Origin of the sequence: uncultured Sneathiella sp., from assembly GCF_963976355.1 — a bacterium.
Lineage (GTDB): Bacteria > Pseudomonadota > Alphaproteobacteria > Sneathiellales > Sneathiellaceae > Sneathiella.
In genome coordinates, this window is the sequence record NZ_CAXBKA010000004.1 from 97,078 (window position 1) to 117,508 (window position 20,431).

General features: G+C 52.8%; 17 protein-coding genes. 10 read left to right on the forward strand and 7 right to left on the reverse strand.

Annotation, left to right across the window (positions count from 1 at the left end):
* Positions 1-40: 40 nt before the first annotated feature.
* On the reverse strand, positions 41-2,551 hold the full coding sequence (gene hrpB, locus AAC599_RS10710; protein ID WP_340150390.1) for an ATP-dependent helicase HrpB: 2,511 nt from the start codon (positions 2,549-2,551) through the stop codon (positions 41-43).
* A complete protein-coding gene (locus tag AAC599_RS10715) occupies positions 2,548-4,665 on the reverse strand; it encodes an MMPL family transporter (RefSeq protein ID WP_340150391.1) in 2,118 nt (705 codons plus the stop codon). The genes hrpB and AAC599_RS10715 overlap by 4 nt, the downstream gene beginning before the upstream one ends.
* A gap of 87 nt (positions 4,666-4,752) precedes the next feature.
* Between AAC599_RS10715 and AAC599_RS10720 the strand changes: the two genes are divergently transcribed.
* Positions 4,753-5,499 carry a GNAT family N-acetyltransferase gene (locus AAC599_RS10720; RefSeq protein ID WP_340150392.1) on the forward strand — a complete coding sequence of 249 codons (747 nt, stop codon included), beginning with the start codon at positions 4,753-4,755 and terminating at the stop codon, positions 5,497-5,499.
* On the opposite strand, the gene AAC599_RS10725 is transcribed toward AAC599_RS10720, so the two are convergent.
* From AAC599_RS10725 to AAC599_RS10745, 5 genes are read right to left on the reverse strand one after another with little or no spacing between them, the layout of a single operon-like run.
* The gene (locus tag AAC599_RS10725; protein WP_340150393.1) at positions 5,494-5,982 is read right to left on the reverse strand and encodes an ureidoglycolate lyase; all 489 of its coding nucleotides are present in this window, start codon (positions 5,980-5,982) and stop codon (positions 5,494-5,496) included. The two genes, AAC599_RS10720 and AAC599_RS10725, sit on opposite strands and share 6 nt — an antisense overlap.
* 4 nt (positions 5,983-5,986) lie before the next feature.
* Positions 5,987-6,991: an allantoicase gene (alc, locus tag AAC599_RS10730; protein WP_340150394.1), complete on the reverse strand. Its 1,005-nt coding sequence runs from the start codon at positions 6,989-6,991 to the stop codon at positions 5,987-5,989.
* A gap of 30 nt (positions 6,992-7,021) precedes the next feature.
* Positions 7,022-7,504 (reverse strand): 2-oxo-4-hydroxy-4-carboxy-5-ureidoimidazoline decarboxylase, encoded by a 483-nt coding sequence (uraD, locus tag AAC599_RS10735; protein WP_340150395.1) that lies wholly within the window; start codon positions 7,502-7,504, stop codon positions 7,022-7,024.
* A 26-nt stretch (positions 7,505-7,530) separates the two neighbouring features.
* Positions 7,531-8,463, reverse strand: coding sequence for an allantoinase PuuE (puuE, locus tag AAC599_RS10740; protein ID WP_340150396.1), 933 nt, complete (start codon positions 8,461-8,463; stop codon positions 7,531-7,533).
* The gene (locus AAC599_RS10745) at positions 8,460-9,215 is read right to left on the reverse strand and encodes a GntR family transcriptional regulator (RefSeq protein ID WP_340150397.1); all 756 of its coding nucleotides are present in this window, start codon (positions 9,213-9,215) and stop codon (positions 8,460-8,462) included. Before AAC599_RS10745 ends, puuE begins: the two co-directional genes overlap by 4 nt.
* A gap of 152 nt (positions 9,216-9,367) precedes the next feature.
* On the opposite strand from AAC599_RS10745, the gene uraH reads away from it, so the two are divergent.
* From uraH to AAC599_RS10790, 9 genes are all read left to right on the forward strand, one after another.
* Complete coding sequence (uraH, locus tag AAC599_RS10750) at positions 9,368-9,721, forward strand: hydroxyisourate hydrolase (protein WP_340150398.1); 354 nt, start codon at positions 9,368-9,370, stop codon at positions 9,719-9,721.
* Between the two features lie 23 nt (positions 9,722-9,744).
* Positions 9,745-11,211 carry a xanthine dehydrogenase small subunit gene (xdhA, locus tag AAC599_RS10755; protein WP_340150399.1) on the forward strand — a complete coding sequence of 489 codons (1,467 nt, stop codon included), beginning with the start codon at positions 9,745-9,747 and terminating at the stop codon, positions 11,209-11,211.
* Positions 11,204-13,558: a xanthine dehydrogenase molybdopterin binding subunit gene (xdhB, locus tag AAC599_RS10760; RefSeq protein WP_340150400.1), complete on the forward strand. Its 2,355-nt coding sequence runs from the start codon at positions 11,204-11,206 to the stop codon at positions 13,556-13,558. Before xdhA ends, xdhB begins: the two co-directional genes overlap by 8 nt.
* Complete coding sequence (gene xdhC / locus AAC599_RS10765) at positions 13,555-14,607, forward strand: xanthine dehydrogenase accessory protein XdhC (protein WP_340150401.1); 1,053 nt, start codon at positions 13,555-13,557, stop codon at positions 14,605-14,607. Before xdhB ends, xdhC begins: the two co-directional genes overlap by 4 nt.
* Positions 14,608-14,685: 78 nt before the next feature.
* Complete coding sequence (locus AAC599_RS10770; protein ID WP_340150402.1) at positions 14,686-16,239, forward strand: ABC transporter ATP-binding protein; 1,554 nt, start codon at positions 14,686-14,688, stop codon at positions 16,237-16,239.
* Complete coding sequence (locus AAC599_RS10775) at positions 16,229-17,305, forward strand: ABC transporter permease (protein ID WP_340150403.1); 1,077 nt, start codon at positions 16,229-16,231, stop codon at positions 17,303-17,305. Before AAC599_RS10770 ends, AAC599_RS10775 begins: the two co-directional genes overlap by 11 nt.
* Complete coding sequence (locus AAC599_RS10780) at positions 17,305-18,234, forward strand: ABC transporter permease (protein WP_340150404.1); 930 nt, start codon at positions 17,305-17,307, stop codon at positions 18,232-18,234. The genes AAC599_RS10775 and AAC599_RS10780 overlap by 1 nt, the downstream gene beginning before the upstream one ends.
* Positions 18,235-18,270: 36 nt before the next feature.
* The gene (locus tag AAC599_RS10785; protein WP_340150405.1) at positions 18,271-19,347 is read left to right on the forward strand and encodes a BMP family ABC transporter substrate-binding protein; all 1,077 of its coding nucleotides are present in this window, start codon (positions 18,271-18,273) and stop codon (positions 19,345-19,347) included.
* A 75-nt stretch (positions 19,348-19,422) separates the two neighbouring features.
* On the forward strand, positions 19,423-20,430 hold the full coding sequence (locus AAC599_RS10790; RefSeq protein ID WP_340150406.1) for an adenosine deaminase: 1,008 nt from the start codon (positions 19,423-19,425) through the stop codon (positions 20,428-20,430).
* The last annotated feature ends 1 nt before the right edge of the window (position 20,431 follow it).

Sequence of the window (20,431 nt, forward strand, 5' to 3'; positions counted from 1 at the left end):
GCGTAAAAATTGGCAGAGTACCTATCGGTAATGCCCGTGCCTAATTCCGGCGCGGCTTAACGCGGCTTGTGGCCTCTGCCTCAAGCGGATCGTCCGGCCAATAATGTTTCGGATATCGCCCTTTCAGATCCTTTTTTACATCTGTGTAGGTGTTTTGCCAGAAGCTGGCGAGATCCTGCGTAATCTGCACGGGCCGTCGCGCCGGCGAGAGAAGATGAATGGAGACAGCAACACGCCCGTTGCACAATTTCGGCACCGTCTGTAGACCAAACAACTCCTGCAAGCGTGCGGCAAGTACGGGGCTTTCCGGATCGCTGTAATCAAGCCGGATATTGGATCCGCTTGGCACTTTCATGGATGGCGGCGCATATCCATCGAGTTGCATACGCTGATCCCAATTCAGCATATTCATCAGAATTTCCGTCAGATTGAGTTTTTGAAGGTCATCAAGGGACGACAATCCCGCGAGATAAGGATGCAACCAATCTTCAACGGAATTCTCTAGCGCCAAGTTCGACAAATCAGGCCACCCCTCCCCATCTCCATGATATCTTACGAAATTGATACGGTCGGCGAGACGTTTGCTTTCCTCATTCCACGGCAGAACTTTGAGACCCTTGCTCTTGACCACGGCGAGCAGAGCGGCCTCTATCTCTTCCGGAGCGGGAGTTTCTATACGCTGCTGTTCAATGAGAAGAGCGCCGAGTTTACGTTCCTGAACTGCCAGGACACGCGACTTCTTTTCATCCCAGAAGACTCGCCGGATGGACACGATCATATCCGCAAAACTCTCTTCAATCTCCTTGATTGAGATCGGTGCAGCAAGATGAATTCTTGCATCGCGGCCTTTCCCGTCGAGGTCGGCAACCACAATATAGGGTTCTCCCTTAAGCCGGTCATTCTCGACCAGCCGGGCACCGCGTCCACCCGACAAACGATACTGAAGCTGGCTTTCACTGCGCAGCTCTCCAATCCGGTCGGGATAAGCAAAGGCCAGTAAGAGGCCAACAGATTCCTGTATCTCAGAACCATCCTGGATTTTAAGACGGCGGCGCAAGTCCTGGCTGGCACGGCGTACTTGCTGCACAGCGCCCGAAGTATTGCGGCCTTTGTGCCCAGCCTGGGACAATATCTCCAGTCGGGAGCGGATATCCGCATCCGGGAAATCTGGATCGCGGCGCAGAATATCCCGCTCCGACAACAGTGCAGCAATATCCACGGCAAGCCCAGAAGCGCCAATTCTCTGGGCTTTGATCAGCATCCCCCCGAGTCTCGGATGCAGGGGAAGACTGACAATTTTCTGCCCAAGGGTGGTAATCTTATCATCTGCGTCAATCGCACCCAATGCCCGCAAAATATCTCTGCCTTGCGCGAACGGACCGCGTGGCGGTGCGTCCATCCAGAAAAGATCGGCTGGCTCCTCGACACCCCATTTTGCGAGTTCCAGCACCAGCGCCGTCAAATCCGTTGTCATAATCTCGGGCGGAGCAAACTCAATTAACCCCCTGTCTTCTGCCGCGGTCCAAAGGCGATAGCAGATGCCAGGCCCGAGCCGCCCGGCGCGTCCCCGTCGTTGATCAGCGGAAGCCCGGGCAATCCGCTGTGTCTCCAGCGCGGTCATTCCGCTATTCGGGTTAAAAACTGGCCGTCGTGCCAATCCTGAATCAATGACGATCCGCACCCCTTCAATAGTCAGGCTGGTCTCTGCTATGTCTGTTGAAAGGACAATCTTTCTCCTGCCATCGGCATTGGGTTGGATCGCCCTGTCCTGATCTTTCGGCGGTAGGCTTCCATGTAAGGGTAAAATCAGCGTATCCGACAACGATGATATCTGTGCAAGCCGCTTTTGCAGGCGGGTGATTTCCCCGATTCCGGGCAGGAACACCAGAATATCCCCCTCCTCCCGGAGAGCCTCCTCGACTGTGGGTACAACCTCCTGCAGAGGCGCTTTGAAGCCAGCACGCGACAGGAACCGGGTTTCCACCGGGAATTGTCGTCCGGCGCTGCTGATAACAGGCGCTTCCCCGAGGGCCTTTGCTATCCGTGACGTATCTATTGTCGCCGACATCAGCAGTAACCGAAGATCATCGCGCAGGATTTCCTGTACCTGCCGCGCCAGAGCAAGGCCGAGATCCGTTTGCAGGCTGCGCTCATGGAATTCATCAAAGATGAGAAGATCAACACCCTCAAGCTCCGGATCGGACTGAAGGCGCCGCGTCAGAATTCCCTCTGTCACCACCTCGATCCGGGTCTGCTCACTGACCTTACTGTCGAGCCGGACACGATAACCGACGGTCTGCCCGACTTCCTCACCCAGCAAATCCGCCATCCGGCGCGCCGCCGCCCGCGCCGCCAGACGTCGAGGCTCCAGCATGATGATCTTGCCGGAACCTAATATTCCTGACTTGAGAAGGAATAATGGAACGAGCGTGGTTTTCCCGGCCCCCGGCGCCGCCTCAAGGATCGCGACCGGCGCCACTCTCAATACTTTGGCAAGCTCCGGCAGCACGTCCTCTACCGGCAATCCCGTATCCGGAAAATCAATACTCATGGCCGTCTCGTAACTTTTTCAAGGCAAACGGTCAATAACGGGAACAGCGTGAGAGCCGCAATGCCGGCGAATATCGCGCCCAACACAATCTCCATACCAAACCGGCCTGTCGGTGGAAACGCGGAACTAGCGAAGATAAGAAATCCCATCGCAATGATACTGCTGGAGGCGATAACTCCTATGGATTGTTCCTGAAGGGCCAACGTCCAGGCACTAAGCCTGTTCCTGTTGTAATCATGTCGCCTAAGGGCCAGAGCAAGATGGATAAGCGCATCCACCGCAATCCCGATGCAGACACTGACCGCAGGTGCCGAAATTATATCCACCGGGATATTGAACCAACCGACCCCTCCCAGGATTGTGACGGGTATAAGCGCTGCCGTCAGGGTCATCGCCACAGCAACGCGCCAGTTGCGAATGACGATCCAGGCGATGATCGCAAATAAAAACAGAAGACCTCCAAGGCCGGTGATCAGGCTCTGTGAGACGAGTGCGGACAACCGCCCCTGAAGCATATAGACACCCCCCGTCAACACCGGGTTAAAGCCTGCATTCGTTATGATGTCATGAAGTTCAGCGATTACTTCATTCCGTGTGCTCTCGCGTCCGGCCTCATTCATCCGCAGAAGGAAGAGCACCTGGTCGCGATCTTCATTCAGGAAATTTTCAGCCACGTTATCATTGATCCCGAGAGAAAGCAGTGTGACGATTTCCCGCCAGGGCAGCAAAAACGCCAGCGGATGCGTGTTTGCCTCCGCCAGCAGCGCAGGCAGAGAAATCACCGTTCCAACACTGTCAGCCGTCAACAGGTTATTGTGTAATTGCCACATGGCGTTGTATCCGGCTTCATTGTCCAGCCTTGTGCCATCTTTAAGGCGGACGACCAGCTTCAAGGGACTGCTGCCTCCATTCTCATCGATATATTGAAGCCCCTCGCCCAGCTCGGAGTCCTTATCGAAATATGATAGAAGGCTTGGATCCGTATTGAGCCGAGAGAGCCCCGGAGCGGCAAAGAGGACAATCAGGAGCAAGGCGCCCCCGACCCCATAGCGAATAAAGCGATGGGATTTCAGGATTTTAGTACCGCCGGACATCTCTTCCATCTTACGCTCCGCAAAAAGCAGGAATACGGGATAAAGAGCATAGCTGCAGATAAGAGCAACGATTGCCCCTACGATACCTCCCATCCCGAGCTGTCGAAGCGGCTCCGCGGCTACATTCAAAAGCGTCGCAAATCCCAAAAGGGTTGTCAGCATGCACCAGAATGACGCCCGGAATGTTTGAATTAAAGCGGCCCGAACGGCCGCAATATCATCCTTTATACTCGTCCGGCGCCAGTTCACCGTAAGGTAGATGATCTGGGATTGCACCAGCACAAACACAATGATTGCAAGATTGGCCGTGAGGATGCCGACGGGCTGGCCGATTGACTGGAGTATCAGCAAGGTCAGGAAAATGGCTGTGATACCGCTGGCGCTTGCACCCAGGGCGATGATCGGGGACCGGAAGACAATCATCAAAATGACGGCAAAGATCACAAGGGAGGCGGAGCTGAATATCTCGATATCGTCAATCAGGCTTCGCCGGATCTGCTCAACAATATAGGGGGTCCCTGAAAGGCGAATATGGAACGCGTCGCCATCAATGAACATCCTCGCAGCCGCCTCCACCTCGTCGATAACATGAGAGTTCACGGGCGCATCGACGAAGGCAAAGATTAATGTCGACTTGCCATCGTCACCGATCAGCAATGATTTCCAGAAAGGCCCTTCGTTGGCGCGGGCAACACTTTCGGGGCCTGTTGAAACGCTCACGACCCTGTGGATACCTGGAATATTCGCAATATCATTGGAAAAATTCTTGAGGGTTTCATTATAACGCGATGAGAAAATATCGTAGCTGGCGGCGCTTATGATTAAAAACTCATCTGACGGGAAAAGCTCATGAATACGGGCGGACTGCGCGAGTTCAGGGTCATCAGAGCCAAAGAAAAAATCGGATGAGACTTTTGGCTGCAGATCAACGAATAGCGTAAACAGACACGCAACAAAGGCCATTACCACAACGCAGGCAAATATGAGGCGCCGTCTCAGCGGCTTAAAAAAAGAACCCATAGGCAGGTCGTCTCTCCTGTGGCAATATACTGCTAAGTATGTATGGGCGGCTCATCTGTGCAAGCCCGTAAAATCCGACCAAACATCATGTCGCAACAAATCGCCGAAATAGAGTCCCATTCCCTTGCCTCGATCCCCGCGCTTCGAACGGAGATCTATGATGGCTGGCATCTGCGCTTCGCAAGAAACCATACACGGCGAGCAAATTCGGTCAATATAATGGCTCCGGGCACGCTGCCGCTGGAAGAGAAAATTGACTATTGCGAAGCTGCCTATCAGCAGGAAAAGCAACCATGCCATTTTAGACTCACGCCGCTTGCCGACGACAGGATTGATGCGGCTCTGGCCTCGCGTGGCTATGGCTATTTTGGCGAAACTGAAGTACGCCTGAAAGCGCTCGATGCGGAAATAAAACCCGCCCAAGGTCCTAAAGTCCACAGCTATGATGCAGAGAGCGCCTTCTGGCGAAGAGGCGTTGCGACACTGACAGGTCAGGACAAGGCGAAACAAACCGTCTTTCAGGAGATGCTTGCTCTTATCGAGCTTGAAATACATGCGCTCGCCATTCTATGCGGAAAGGAAATCGTCGCCTGCGGCTTCGGTGTGCAATCCGCCAACCTCCTCGGACTGTTCGAATTTGCTGTTCATCCCAGTTTTCGCCGCAGAGGATTCGCGGCGCATATTGTGCAGCACATGCTGATAAAAGCTCAGACTGCCGGGGTCCCTCACGCCTACTTACAAGTTGTCGCCGAAAATGAAACGGGAAAAGCGTTCTGGAAGCAGATGGGGTTCAAAGACACACTTTATCGCTATCACTACCGAACAAAATCATAGATCGAGTGTGAGATCGGGATCGGTAAAATAAATTTCATCGCAATTCATGCCGTCCCCACCGCGATCGATGACCAAAAAATCACTGACATCTTCCAATGCCAGCACCGGATGATGCCATGTCCCGGCATGATAATTCACGCCCTGTTGTCCGCTTGCGCGAAAGACCCGTAAATCCGAGGCCTGCACAGTTTCGCCCTTTGGCGCGACCAAAATCAGATAAGGCCTGTTGTTGAGAGGAATAAACGCCTGGCTGCCTTTCGGATGCCGCTCCACCATCTGGATTGTGAGCGGATACTCAAGCGGCGTCGCCCGGAAAATATTGACAAGAACGCGCCCGTCTTCATCCGTCTCGATTTTCGCAAGGTCGTGAAAACGGATTGTTGAACCATTGTTAATGTCAAAATGCTCCGCCCCGTCGGTTTCAATGACGTCTCCAAATGGGGCAAAGGTCTCCCGGGTGAGCGGCTCGATCTTGAGGGGCATGTCGCTATCTCGTTATCCGTCCGAAAAGGCGAAGCCGGCTGATCCCGCCGTCGGGAATGATATTGAGCCGTACATGACTGATCGGACCGATATCAATAATCTCTTTTTCAAAAGAATGAATTGCATCCATTTCAAGTTTCTGTTCAGGCAGCAGGGTTTTCCAGAACATGCTTTGCGTTACCAGTGATTCTTCTGTTCCGCCGGTAACAAACGCTCCTTGTATTGAACAACGATCCGGATAGTTCCCTTTGAAATGCGCCGTATCCACTTCAACTTTTGAAATAATGCCCGGATGACCAAGGGCAATTAGCGCCCAGTCATTCCCGGGTTCACGGCGTCGACGTGTTTCCCAGCCATCCCCCATATTAACTCCCCGTCCCGGCGCGAGAATCTGGGAGGGCGATCCGTAGTGTTGATCACTGGCGGCAAAACCGCGCCCACCGTTGACAAGGGCCGCAAGATCAATCAGTTCGCTCGGGTCCCGTTTTTCCCAGTTGCATTGCACCTCTCCATAGACTCTCAGCCGGGCAACCCCACCATCAGGATATATATTGAGCCTGAGGTGACTCCAGTTCCGATTATCCGTAATTGCATGCAAGTGCTGGCTATCACCTTTAAGAGTGACAGCGGGGAGTATCTCCGTCCAGATCGTCTTCGCATCGGGGTCCCCGTCGACAAGGCAGGCGTCAATCGAGGCCGCGGGCGGGAAATTGCCGGTAAAATGGCTGGTATCAATGTTGAAACCGTGAATGATCCCCGGAAGGCCGAAGCGGATGATGCAATGGTCATGTCCCTCTCCGCGCTTGCGGCGGCTTTCCCAGCCGTCCATCCATTTTCCGTTGTCATCATATTTCTCGGCGATAAAGACCGGCGGTGCAGGATTGATCAATCGGGACTTGTCAGCAAAAAAATCGTCCGTAGCAAAGATCACCTCCGTCCCGAGACGAGGGGACGCAAGGTCAATAAATCTATCTGCAAACCCAACAGATGGTGGCGTGGCCGAATTCATTCACATCTCCTCAAAGCAAAAAGCACCGATCTATATTTCAGCCAGTCTAAAAAAGGCGATCTTGTAGATCTCCGCGAGCGCCGTCTCAAATTCCTTTTCCTTGGAATTCTGAAGACGCCTTTCAAATCCGGCAAGTATATCATGGCGATTACTATTCTTGACGGCCATGATAAAGGGAAATCCGAATTTCGATTTATAGGCCGCGTTGTATTTTTCAAAAGCCGCGAATTCTTCCGGCGAACAATCGCCAAGCCCCGCTCCTGCTTGCTCGGAACTGGAGGCGGCGGTCAAATCCCCTTTTACCGCCGCCTTGCCGGCCAGATCGGGATGCGCCGCAATCAGCTCCCATTTGAGCGGTTCCTCCGCCTCATCAACAATGCGTGCCATCAGTGCCGCAAATATTTCCACTGTATCATGCTCTTTCGTAATGCCGGACTGCCAGGCACGCTCCGCCACCCAGGGAGAGTGTTCATAAATACTGCCGAATTTTTCCATAAATTGAACATTGTTCATTTTACTAGGTGATGTTCTAAATTTCATCACCGAGAAGCCTTTTCAGCGACGGGCGGATGATGTTCATGCCAGTGCCGGGCAATATCAATCCGGCGACAGAACCACACTGCGTCATGGTCTCGCGCATACTCTATAAAACGCTTGAGAGCGGCGATCCTGCCCGGTCGCCCGACGATCCGGCAGTGCAGCCCGACCGACATCATTTTTGGGCTGCTCTCCCCTTCTTCATACAAGGTGTCGAAACTGTCTTTCAGATAGGTGAAAAACTGATCCCCGCTGTTAAATCCCTGTACCGCAGCAAAGCGCATATCATTTGCATCAAGCGTATAGGGAATGATGAGCTGATGGCATCCAGCTTCCTCAATCCAGTGAGGGAGATCATCGTCATAGGCGTCGGCGTCATAAAGAAAGCCGCCTTCCTCCGCGACGAGGCGGCGGGTGTTCGGGCTTGTCCGTCCCGTATACCAACCCAAGGGTCGCTCCCCCGTCAATCGCCTGATAATCTCAATCGCGCGATGCATATGCTCACGCTCCACGGCTTCAGACACATTCTGATAGTTAATCCAGCGATAACCGTGACTGCATATCTCATGCCCCTGGTCAATAAACGCCCGAACCACATCTGGGTTTCGTTCAAGCGCCATCGCTACGCCGAATATGGTAAGCGGAACGTCATACTTTTCAAACAGGCGCAGCAGCCGCCAGACACCCGCCCGGCTTCCATACTCGTAAATTGACTCCATACTGACGTGACGGGCACCGGGAATCGGAACCGCGTTGATTATCTCGGAAAGAAAGGATTCGGACGCATCATCGCCATGCAGGATGCTATTCTCTCCGCCCTCTTCATAGTTAAGGACGAACTGCACGGCGATGCGGGCACCTCCGGGCCATTTTGGATCCGGCGGTGAAGCACCATAGCCGATCAGGTTCCGCGGATAAGGAACGTCCCCGATCATACGGCTCTCCGTTTCCTCTCCGCCCGGCCTCCCGGTTTAGCGAAGATCGAGAAAAGATCCGCTTTGCCCTCTTCATGTCGCAGGTTCAACTGATCTTCACATGCCTTTAGATGCGCCATCATCAACTCGACCGCTTTTTCCTCATCGCGGGCTTCGATCGCTTTAATAATCTGCGTATGCTCATCACAGCTACAGGGGGAAACATTCCCTTTCTGATACTGCACAATTATCAGAGAAGTCCGGGAAACCAATTCCTTCACATAGGCCGCCAGAGTGTGGTTCTTTGCAATCGCTGCCAGTTTCAAATGAAAATCGCCCGAAAGCCGGACCCAGGACTCGTGATCGCCTTGTTCAAGGCTCTCGCGCTCTGCTGCGACAGACTGCCGAAGCGTTTCCATATCTGACGGTACCTGCCTGCGAATCGCTTCGCGTATAATCCCGGCCTCGATCAGGCGGCGCGCTTGCAGAACCTCCTGTGCTTCTGCAGGTGATGGTTCAGAGACGAAAGCGCCACGATTTGGGTGTATCTGGACAATCCGTTCGTGGGCAAGCCGTTGCAGCACGGCCCGTATCACTGTCCGGCTGACACCAAAGATTTCACCAAGCGTATCCTCGGAGAGTTTTGTACCCGGCGCCAGCCTTTGCTCCAGTATGGCGGCAAACATCTCTTCGTAAATTTGGTCGTTATGCAAGCCCTTTCGTGTCTGGGTTTCGCTCTGCCTCAGAGCGACTGTTGGGGCAGTCCGGCTCATGAATTTTCCTCAAATTTATCAAGTTCCCTCACTGTACTTATACAATAGTAAAAAATATTGTATACAAAATTAATTAATTATGTGGACAATCCAAATTCTGTCATGCAAAGTTTTGCAGTGCACTATCAGGGGACGCTGGCTTAAGGAAAGTTATGGGGAAACTTACAACGCATGTACTGGACACTGCCGCGGGCAGGCCCGGCACGGGGATTAGAATTGATCTCTTTCGCATCGCCGACAGCGACCGCACGCTAATCGACAGTCGTCTCACAAATTCTGACGGACGTTGTGATTCTCCTCTTCTTGAGGGAGAAAATTTTAAGCGCGGACAGTATGAACTATTGTTTCATATAGGGGCATATTTCGAGAAATCGGGAGTGACATTACCGGAACCCAAGTTCCTTGATGAAGTAGTGCTTCGGTTTGGTATTGCAGACGTCGAAACACATTATCATGTTCCCCTACTCGTCTCCCCCTACAGCTATTCGACCTACCGCGGAAGTTAGGGAATGTCGGAACAGGGAAATTGATGCGCCAAAAGATAAAATATGTTCATCGCGGTGAAATTGTCGAATTGGAAAATATTGATCCAACGATGACGGTTCTGAACTTTCTTCGCTATGAGCAGGCGCTGACCGGGAGCAAGGAAGGATGTGCAGAGGGCGACTGCGGTGCCTGCACTGTGGTTTTAGGTGATTTGAAAGATGGCAAGCTGCGCTATCAAGCTGTTAATGCCTGCATCCAGTTTCTTCCAACACTGGACGGGAAGGAACTGATCACTGTCGAAGACCTGAAATCGGCAAACGGCGATCTCCATCCTGTCCAAAAGGCCATGGTCGATGCAAATGGCACTCAATGCGGATTTTGCACACCAGGCTTCGTGATGTCCCTTTTTGCTGAATTGCATACGGGCAGAAACCCGGACCGTCGGCATATCGACAATATCCTTGCAGGCAACCTTTGCCGTTGCACCGGATATGGAACAATCGTAGACGCGGCCGTCGCAATTACCAAAACCGACATAATCGATCATTTCCATGCTCGGGAAAAGGTGACAATTGCAGAACTTGAAACCCTCATGAATGAACCTGGCCTGCAGCTAGACTGGCAGGGTCGCAGCTATTTTGCGCCGAAAACAATAGAAGAACTGACAGAACTCCTCGCGACTTATCCAGATGCGGTCCTTCTTGCCGGGGCAACCGACGTCGGACTTTGGGTGACAAAACAACATCGGGAGATTCAGACAGTTATCTATCTTGGTCAAATTGACTCCCTCAAAAGTGTTGCCGAAAAAGAAGGCGGACTTCATATCGGCGCCGGAGTGACCTATAGCGATGCATGGGCCCCGCTTGAAGAGGTGCATTCGGATCTTGGTGAACTTATCCGGCGGATTGCCTCGACCCAGATTCGTAACTGCGGTACCATCGGCGGGAATATCGCGAACGGATCGCCCATCGGTGATATGCCCCCCGCGCTGATCGCTCTTGGCGCGCAATTGCACCTTCGCTCCAAAGAGGGATTGCGTGAAATCCTGCTCGAAGATTTCTTCATCGAGTATGGCCAGCAGGACCTCAAACCCGGTGAGTTTGTCGAGGCTGTGTTCCTTCCACGCCAAAGGCCTGAGAGTCATTTTGCCACATATAAAATATCGAAACGATTTGACCAGGATATTTCCGCCGTCTGCGGAGCGTTCCATCTTACTCTGAACGGAAATACTGTTAAAGATATCCGCATCTGCTATGGCGGAATGGCGGGGACGCCACGGCGTGCCTACAAGACCGAGCAAGAACTGGACGGCGCAGATTGGATAGAAGCGTCAATTGCCTCCGCCATGCTGAAAATGTCCGAAGACTATCAGCCTCTCAGCGACATGCGCGCGAGCAGCCAGTATCGGATGCTGGCTGCGCAAAATCTGCTCAGGAAATTTTATATCGAAACGACCACGGCAGACCGGGCAACTCGCATTGTCGGCGAAGGAGGGCTCGCCTATGCGTAATCCACCGCTCAGCCGTAACATGATCCGAGGAACCGTCCATGTTGCGACGCCACATGATAGTGCAGCAAAGCAGGTTGCGGGCGAGGCGCTCTATATTGATGATATTCCGGAGGGAAAAAAACTACTGCATCTCTATGTTGCACAAAGTGAAAAGGCCCATGCACGCCTCATAAAACTTGATGTGTCAAAAGTAAGAACAGCGCCCGGTGTTGTCGCCGTTCTGACGGCAGAGGACGTGCCGGGGGTGAATGATGCCGCGCCAATCGCCGGAGATGATCCGGTTTTCGCCGAAGATACCGTTGAATATGCCGGCCAGTCCTTGTTCGCCGTTGCCGCAGAAAGTTTGGAGCAGGCCCGCGCCGCCGCGAAGCTTGCGGAAATTGAGTATGAAGAACTCCCGGCTATCATCACCGTCGAGCAGGCCATGGCGACAAACTCATTTGTCCTGCCCAGCCGTGAAATTCGCCGCGGGGATGCGGCAAAGGCCATCAAAAATGCGAAGCACCGTTTGCCCCGCCGCTTTGAAGTCGGCGGGCAGGATCAGTGTTACCTTGAAGGACATGTCGCTCTCGCCCTTCCCGGCGAGGATGGCGATATGTTTGTGCATTCCTCAACCCAGCACCCGACTGAAGTACAACACAATGTCGCAAAGTTCCTCGATCTCCCTGACCATGCGGTCACGGTCGAGATCCGGCGAATGGGCGGCGGGTTTGGCGGCAAGGAAACGCAGGGCGCCTGGTTCGCCGCAATTGCCGCCCTTGCAGCCCATATAACCGGCCGTCCGGCAAAAATACGGCTGGACCGGGACGATGACATGATCATGACCGGCAAACGCCATGATTTTGTGATTACTGTTGAGATGGGGTTTGATGACAATGGGCGTATCAGCGGCGCCGAATTCGTTCTTGCGTCCCGATGTGGCCGCTCAGTCGATCTGTCTGCCTCGATCAATGACCGCGCCATGTTTCATGCGGACAACTGCTATTATTTTGAAAATGTAACGATCATTTCGCATCGATGCAAAACCCATACGGTTTCCAATACGGCGTTTCGCGGTTTCGGCGGGCCGCAAGGGATGCTGGCGCCGGAACGCATGATGGACGCTATCGCCTGCTATCTGAAGAAAGACCCGCTTGAGGTCCGCAAGAACAACCTGTACGGCAAGACCAATCGCAACGTGACGCCCTATCAGATGACTGTCGAGGATAACATCGCGCCGGAAATTATTGCGGACCTTGAAAAGAGCGCCAATTATTCGGCACGTCGAGAGGCAATCCGTGCATTTAACAAAACAAGCCCCTATCTCAAGAAAGGCATGTCACTCACTCCGGTGAAATTCGGAATATCCTTCACCGCTTCCCATCTCAATCAGGCCGGCGCCCTTCTGCATATCTATACGGACGGCAGCGTGATGATCAATCACGGCGGTACCGAGATGGGACAGGGACTCTATATCAAGGTCGCACAAGTCGTCGCGGAAGTGCTTCAGATTGATATCGAACGGGTCAAAATCACGGCAACACGTACGGATAAGGTGCCAAATACATCACCGACGGCCGCTTCGTCCGGTGCAGATTTGAACGGCAAGGCAGCAGAAGCCGCTGCCCTCGCCCTTAAAAAGCGGCTGACGGCCTTTGCTGCCTATAACTACGGCGTAACGGAGAGTGAGGTCACGTTCCTGCCAAACCGGGTAAGGATAGGAAAGCAAACCGTCGCCTTCAAGGACCTCATTCATCTCGCCTATATGAACCGGGTTTCCCTCTCCGCGACGGGGTTTTACCGCACACCGAAAATTCATTATGACGCCGAGACTTACAGCGGGCGGCCGTTCTATTATTTCGCCTATGGCGCCGCGGTCTCAGAAGTTATCGTTGATACACTTACCGGCGAGAACAAGGTTGTCGCCGTGGATATTCTTCATGATGCGGGCAAAAGTCTTAATCCGGCCATCGACCTCGGCCAGATCGAGGGTGGCTATATTCAGGGCATGGGATGGCTGACGACGGAGGAGTTGTTCTTCGACGATAAGGGCATCCTGAAAACCCACGCGCCGTCGACATATAAAATACCGGCCTGCAGCGATCGTCCGGCTATCTTCAATATGAAGATATATGATCGCGGAGAGAACGTAGAGGAGACGATATTCAAATCAAAAGCAGTCGGCGAGCCTCCTTTCATGCTCGCCATCTCTGCCTTCAATGCCATTGCCGACGCCATTTCCAGTGTGTCAGACTACCAGCTATATCCGGACCTTGACGCTCCGGCCACTCCAGAGCGTGTATTGTTTGCCGTACAAAAAATGTCCTCGACCAGTCAGCCGGAGAAAATTACGGAAGCCGCACAATGAGCAATTGGACTGACATCGCCACTGCATATGATCCTATTCAGGATGGCGCGGCCGTTCTTGTGACCGTCGGTTTGGTCAAAGGCTCAACGCCTCGTGAGATGGGAGCGACCATGCTGGTGACAGCCTCAAGATCAATGGGAACCATTGGCGGCGGCAGACTGGAATATCTTGCAGTAAATGCCGCCCGAAACATGCTTCAGGAGAATGAGAAATCGGCGGAAATATTGAATGTTCCGCTCGGTCCCGAGCTTGCCCAATGCTGCGGAGGATATGTAGATATCCTGCTTGGTAAATTATCTGCCGATGGGGCCTATAATATATTTAACCGGTTAAATGAAGAAAATAGTATTTTGCTCTCCCGCTGGACTTCGTCGAGTTGCCACCGACAAGTCCTCACGGCGAATGACAGCATGATATATCTTGATCAAACGATCCAGTCGGCTATCGAGCGGCGGCTGACTTCACCGGGAGCAGAAATTATCAACTCGGGCGCTGAAGAAGAAACGGAATTTACACTGGTCCAATCCCTTCACGAGGCGGAATTTCATCTTACCCTCTTTGGAGCCGGACATGTCGGCAAAGCCGTTGTTCAGGCCTTTTCCTCTCTTCCCTGCACTATTCTTTGGGTGGATGAGCGCCCGCAGGAGTTTCCGGACGCCATTCCGGCCAACGTTCGCGAGATCGTTATAGAAAGTCCGATTAGTGCAATCTCGGACAGCCCGGCTGACGGCTACTATTTGATCATGACACATAGCCATCAGTTGGATCTGGACATTTGCGAGGCATTGCTAAAACAGCGACCCGAGGCACGATACATCGGGCTAATCGGATCAAACACGAAGAAGGCAAAATTCCACAAACGGCTGGCGGTGCGGGGATTTTCAACTGTAGAAATCGACCGCATCGCCTGCCCGATCGGGCTACCGGAGCTCGACGGAAAGCGGCCCGCCGAAATTGCGCTGGGCGTTGCTGCCGACATTATGAGACGCCATCGAAAATTACAACACGACAGGAACCCGGCACGGCAGGAAGGGCTTCATGGAACATGATATGGACCGTCTGGACTTCGGTCTCTAGGATTAGGACAAACGATGGAGGGGGTGAAATGACGCAACGGAAATGGCCGCATGATGAATAATGGCGGCGGAACACCACAGCTTGAACTGCGGGGGATCACCAAGGCCTATCCGGGCTGTCTTGCCAATGATCATATTGACCTCAAAATCATGCCCGGCGAAATCCATGCTCTCCTGGGTGAAAATGGCGCCGGCAAAAGTACACTTGTGAAAATAATCTACGGCGTACTGGAAGCCGATGAGGGAGAAATTTTCTGGGCGGGCAATCCGGTGAAGATTCCCAACCCCCATGCCGCCCGCAAAGCCGGCATCGGCATGGTGTTTCAGCATTTCTCCCTGTTCGAGGCAATGACCGTTACGGAGAATATCGCACTCGGAATGGCAGGCCGGCAGGATATGGCCAAGCTCGCCCGCGAAATCGTAGAAGTTTCAAATAACTACGGCCTGCCGCTGGAGCCGCACAGACAGGTACATACCCTCTCCGTTGGTGAGAAGCAGCGCATTGAGATTGTTCGCTGCCTCCTGCAAAATCCGAAGCTTCTCATCATGGATGAACCGACTTCGGTTCTCACGCCTCAGGAAGCCGAAAAAATGTTCGAAACATTGCGGCGCCTGTCCGATGAAGGTGTTTCAATCCTGTATATCAGTCACAAGCTCGATGAGATCAAGGCGCTTTGCCATAAGGCGACGATCCTGCGCGGCGGGAAATATATCAATGAATGTGATCCGACGAAAGAAACCGCAAAAAGCCTCGCAGAGATGATGATCGGGACGAATTTGCACGCACCGGAACATTCCGCCCAGCCTGAAAAAGGGCCTGTCCGGCTGAAAGTGAATAACCTGAACATCGATGCGGACATAGAGTTCGGCGTCAACCTCAACACAATCAATTTCGAGGTCCGTAGCGGAGAAATACTTGGCATTGCCGGTGTTGCCGGTAATGGACAGATCGAACTGCTTGCGGCCTTAAGCGGAGAAACCCGTAGCAAAGATGCAAGCGCAATTTCCCTAGATGGCAAGGAAATAGGCCAGTTTGGACCCAACCAGCGAAGAAATCTCGGCCTTGCGTTTGTACCGGAAGATCGTCTTGGCCATGGCTCCGTACCAGAAATGATGCTGACCGAGAATGCGTTTTTAAGCGGCTACAGTCGAATGTCGCTGATGAATAACGGCTTCATCAACAAGGGAAATACGGAAAACTACGCTGTCGATATTGTAAAGCAGTTCGATGTTCGAACGCCGGGCGTCAATCACACAGCAAACAGCCTCTCAGGGGGAAATTTGCAGAAGTTCATTGTCGGACGGGAGGTTTTGCAAAAGCCGAACGTTATCATCGTGGCGCATCCGACCTGGGGCGTGGACGCGGGCGCGGCATCCTTCATTCATCAGACACTGATTAACCTTGCTGAAAACGGCGCTGCTGTTCTGGTAATCAGTCAGGATCTCGATGAACTGTTCGCAATCAGTAACAGGATTGCCGTTATTTCGGAAGGACGGTTGTCGGTCGGGCGGGAGCTGTCGGAAATAACCATTGAAGAAATCGGCCTGTTGATGGGCGGCACCCATGGCATGGGAGAAAAGACGGAGGCGGCCCATGTTACTTAAAATCGAGAAACGAAGTGAATATTCCAAGGCGATGGTCTATCTGACGCCGATCATTGCTCTCACCTTGACTGTTCTTACCAGCATCCTGCTCTTTGAGCTGTTGGGGGTAAATCCGATCGAGGCGCTTTACCAGTTTTTCGTCGCCCCGCTGGACACCCTATATGAATTTTCCGAACTCTTCGTCAAGGCAACACCGCTGATCTTCTGCGCTATCGGCCTGTCCGTCGGCTTCCGGGCCAACGTCTGGAATATCGGCGCAGAGGGCCAGCTCACCATGGGCGCTATCGTCGGAAGCAGTCTTTTTATTTATTTCCCCGAAACAGACAGTATCTTCCTGCTACCGGCGATGATTATCATGGCGGCCATTGGGGGTGCCGCCTGGGCGGCCATTCCGGCATTCTTCAAAACACGCTTTAATGCCAACGAAATTCTGACCAGCCTGATGCTGGTCTATGTTGCACTGCTTTTCCTGTCTGTCCTGATCCACGGGCCCTGGCGGGATCCGGCAGGTTTTAACTTTCCTGAATCGCAGACATTCAGCGAAAGCGCTGATATGCCCATATTGATCGCTGGCACAAGAATGCATTTTGGAACCCTTCTGGCATTATTGGCTGTCTTCGGTGCCTGGATCATGATGGCGCGGACACTCATCGGTTTTCAGGTGAAGGTTATCGGGGAAGCACCGCGCGCCGGCGGCTACGCGGGTTTCAGTCAGAAGAAAATCATCTGGCTCACCCTTCTGTTTGCCGGCGCTCTTTCCGGCATTGCCGGATTTTCAGAGGTAAGTGGTCCTATTGATCAGGTTGTGCCTTCCATCTCGCCGGGATACGGCTTTACGGCTATTATCGTCGCATTTTTGGGGCGGCTTCACCCGGTCGGAATCTTCTTTGCCAGTTTGTTGATGGCGCTCACCTATCTTGGCGGAGAGACGGCACAGATTAATCTCGGTCTTCCGGTTGCTGTGACCGGTGTATTTCAGGGAATGGTTCTCTTCTTCCTCCTCGCCTGTGATGTGCTCGTTCACTACCGGTTCCGTCTGAATATTGCAAGAAAGGCCACGTTATAATGAGCGGATTTGATTGGATTATACCGGTTGTTCTAACCATTATCACGGCGGCTACCCCCCTCGTCTTTGCAGGGATTGGAGAACTTGTGACGGAGAAATCCGGCGTCCTTAACCTGGGCGTTGAAGGGATGATGCTCGTTGGGGCCGTCAGCGGATTTATCACTGCGCTCGTCACCGGGAACTATTTTCTCGCTGTTGCCGCAGCGGCCCTTGCCGGGGCCATCATGGCCTTCCTTTTTGGCGTCCTCACACTTTCGCTTATGGCGAACCAGGTCGCGACCGGATTGTCCCTTACCTTGTTTGGTGTCGGTCTCAGCGCTTTAATGGGGCAGGAATTTGTGGGAGAGCCAGTCTCGGCGCTGGGCAAACTCGATATTGCAGGTCTATCCGATCTGCCTTTTGTCGGGCCCATTCTCTTCGCACAGGATGCTCTGGTATATCTTTCCTTCGTTATGGTCGCCCTTGTCAGCTGGTTTCTCTATAAAACAAAGGCAGGGCTGATCCTGCGGGCCGTTGGCGATTCCCATAACGCAGCACATTCGATCGGCTATCCGGTGATCGCGATCCGTTATCTTGCCGTTATGTTCGGCGGGGCCATGTCGGGGATCGGCGGAGCTTATCTATCCCTCGCCTATACACCGATGTGGGCGGAGAATATGACTGCCGGACGCGGCTGGATTGCCCTTGCACTCATCGTTTTTGCGACATGGAAGCCGGGGCTTGTGCTGGTTGGCGCCTATATGTTTGGCGGCATTACGATTTTACAGTTGCACGCCCAGGCTGCCGGACTTAACGTACCCTCACAAATCCTTTCGATGCTGCCATATCTGGCGACCGTACTTGTCCTCGTCCTGATATCGAAAGATGAATCCCGTATTCGAAAACATGCCCCGGCTTGCATAGGCAAGATTTTTCATCCGGCAGCATGAAACCGAACTGTTTCTGTATAAAAAAGGAGAAAGCTAATGACACGAAAAAAATTCTCAGGCCTGATCAGCGTCGCTGCGTTGGCCGGCGCACTTCTAATGGGTGGAACCGCCAATGCCGAAGACAAGGTGGGCTTCATTTATGTTGGCCCGATTGGCGATCATGGTTGGACATATCGTCACGAACTTGGCCGCCAAGCCGTCCAGAAAGAATTCGGCGATAAGGTAAAAACCTCCTTTGTGGAAAGCGTTAAGGAATCAAGCAGTGAGCCGGTCATCCGCCAGATGGCAGCTGATGGCTATAAGCTTATCTTCACGACATCATTCGGTTTCATGAACCCGACGCTTAAAGTCGCCAAACAGTTTCCGGATGTGAAGTTCGAACATGCCACCGGCTATAAGCGGGCAGATAACGTCAGCACATATTCCTCGCGGTTTTATGAAGGGCGCTATGTGGTTGGCAAGATCGCGGGCAAGATGACGAAATCAAACGTCATTGGCTATGTCGGATCCTTTCCCATTCCGGAAGTTGTTCGCGGGATCAACGCCATGACGCTCGCCGCGCGTAGTGTCAATCCTGATGTGACGGTAAAGGTCGCCTGGGTAAATACATGGTATGATCCCGGCAAGGAAAGCGATGCGGCCAAGGCGCTGATTGATCAGGGCGCAGATATCATTATGCAACATACGGACAGCCCCGCACCGCTTCAGGTGGCTGAGAACCGGGGCGTCTGGGCGGTTGGACAGGCATCCGATATGGCCAAGTTCGCCCCCAAGGCACAGCTGACGGCGATTATCGACAATTGGGACGGTTACTATGTTGACCGCACCAGAGCGGTTCTTGATGGAACCTGGAAATCCGAGGATGTCTGGGGCGGTTTCAAATCCGGCATGGTAGAACTCGCACCTTACAACGACGCAATTCCAGAGGACGTTGTCGCTCTTGCCAAAGAAACCCGAAAAGGCATCGAAGATGGATCCATTCTTCCTTTCGCGGGTCCCTTTAACAAGCAGGATGGGTCCGTTGGCGCCGCGGAAGGGTCAGCTCTTGATGATGGAACGCTACTCGGCATGAACTGGTACGTCGAAGGTGTTGAAGGTCAGCTTCCCAAATAACGTTCAGTTTGCTCTGCCTTCCGCTGCTCAGGAGAGTTCAGCGGAAGGCAGGTTCTAATTGTTTGGAATGCCGTCATGACAGAACTTGATCGCTTCATCATGGAAATGCCCAAGGCGGAACTGCATTTGCATATTGAAGGCAGTCTCGAACCGGAACTTATGTTCGCATTAGCGCGCCGCAACAACATTAAAATTCCCTTCAAGAATGTTGACGAAGTCCGGGCCGCCTATCAATTTTCCAACCTCCAGGATTTTCTCGATATCTATTATCAGGGCATGAGCGTCCTGAAAACGGAACAGGATTTTTATGATCTGACCCTTGCTTATATTGCCCATATCCATGACCAGAATGTCATACATGCGGAAATTTTCTTTGATCCGCAGGGTCATACGGACCGCGGAGTTCCCTTTGCAACAGTGATCAACGGCATCAGTAGCGCTTTAAAGGAAGGGCGTGAGAAATATGGGATCACGTCAAAACTCATCATGTGTTTCCTGCGTCATTTAAGTGAAGAGGCGGCCTTTGAAACTCTTAAGCAGGCCCTTCCCCACCGTGATCAGATCATAGCGGTCGGGCTTGATTCATCCGAAGTCGGCTTTCCTCCGTCAAAATTTGACCGTGTATTTGAAAAGGCCAAATCGGAAGGCTTTCTTGCCGTTGCCCATGCAGGAGAAGAAGGACCGCCTGAGTATGTCTATGAAGCCCTTGATATGCTGAAGATCGATCGTTTGGATCACGGCAACCGGGCACTGGAGGATGACGCCTTGGTTAAACGACTTGTCGAAAGCCAAATGGCCCTCACGGTCTGTCCGTTATCCAACTTCAAGCTGGCGGGCATAACGGATATGCGTACGCATCCCATAAAGAGAATGCTGGATCTGGGCCTGAAGGCAACTGTTAATTCAGACGATCCCGCCTATTTTGGCGGATATGTGAACGAGAATTATCTGGCTATTTCCGAGAGTCTCAACCTGTCGAAGGACGACATCCTCAAATTGGCGAGAAACGGTTTCGAGGCGAGTTTTTGCACTGCCGACGAAAAGCAAGCGATGCTTGCTAAACTTGATGCTTTTGGATCCTAGC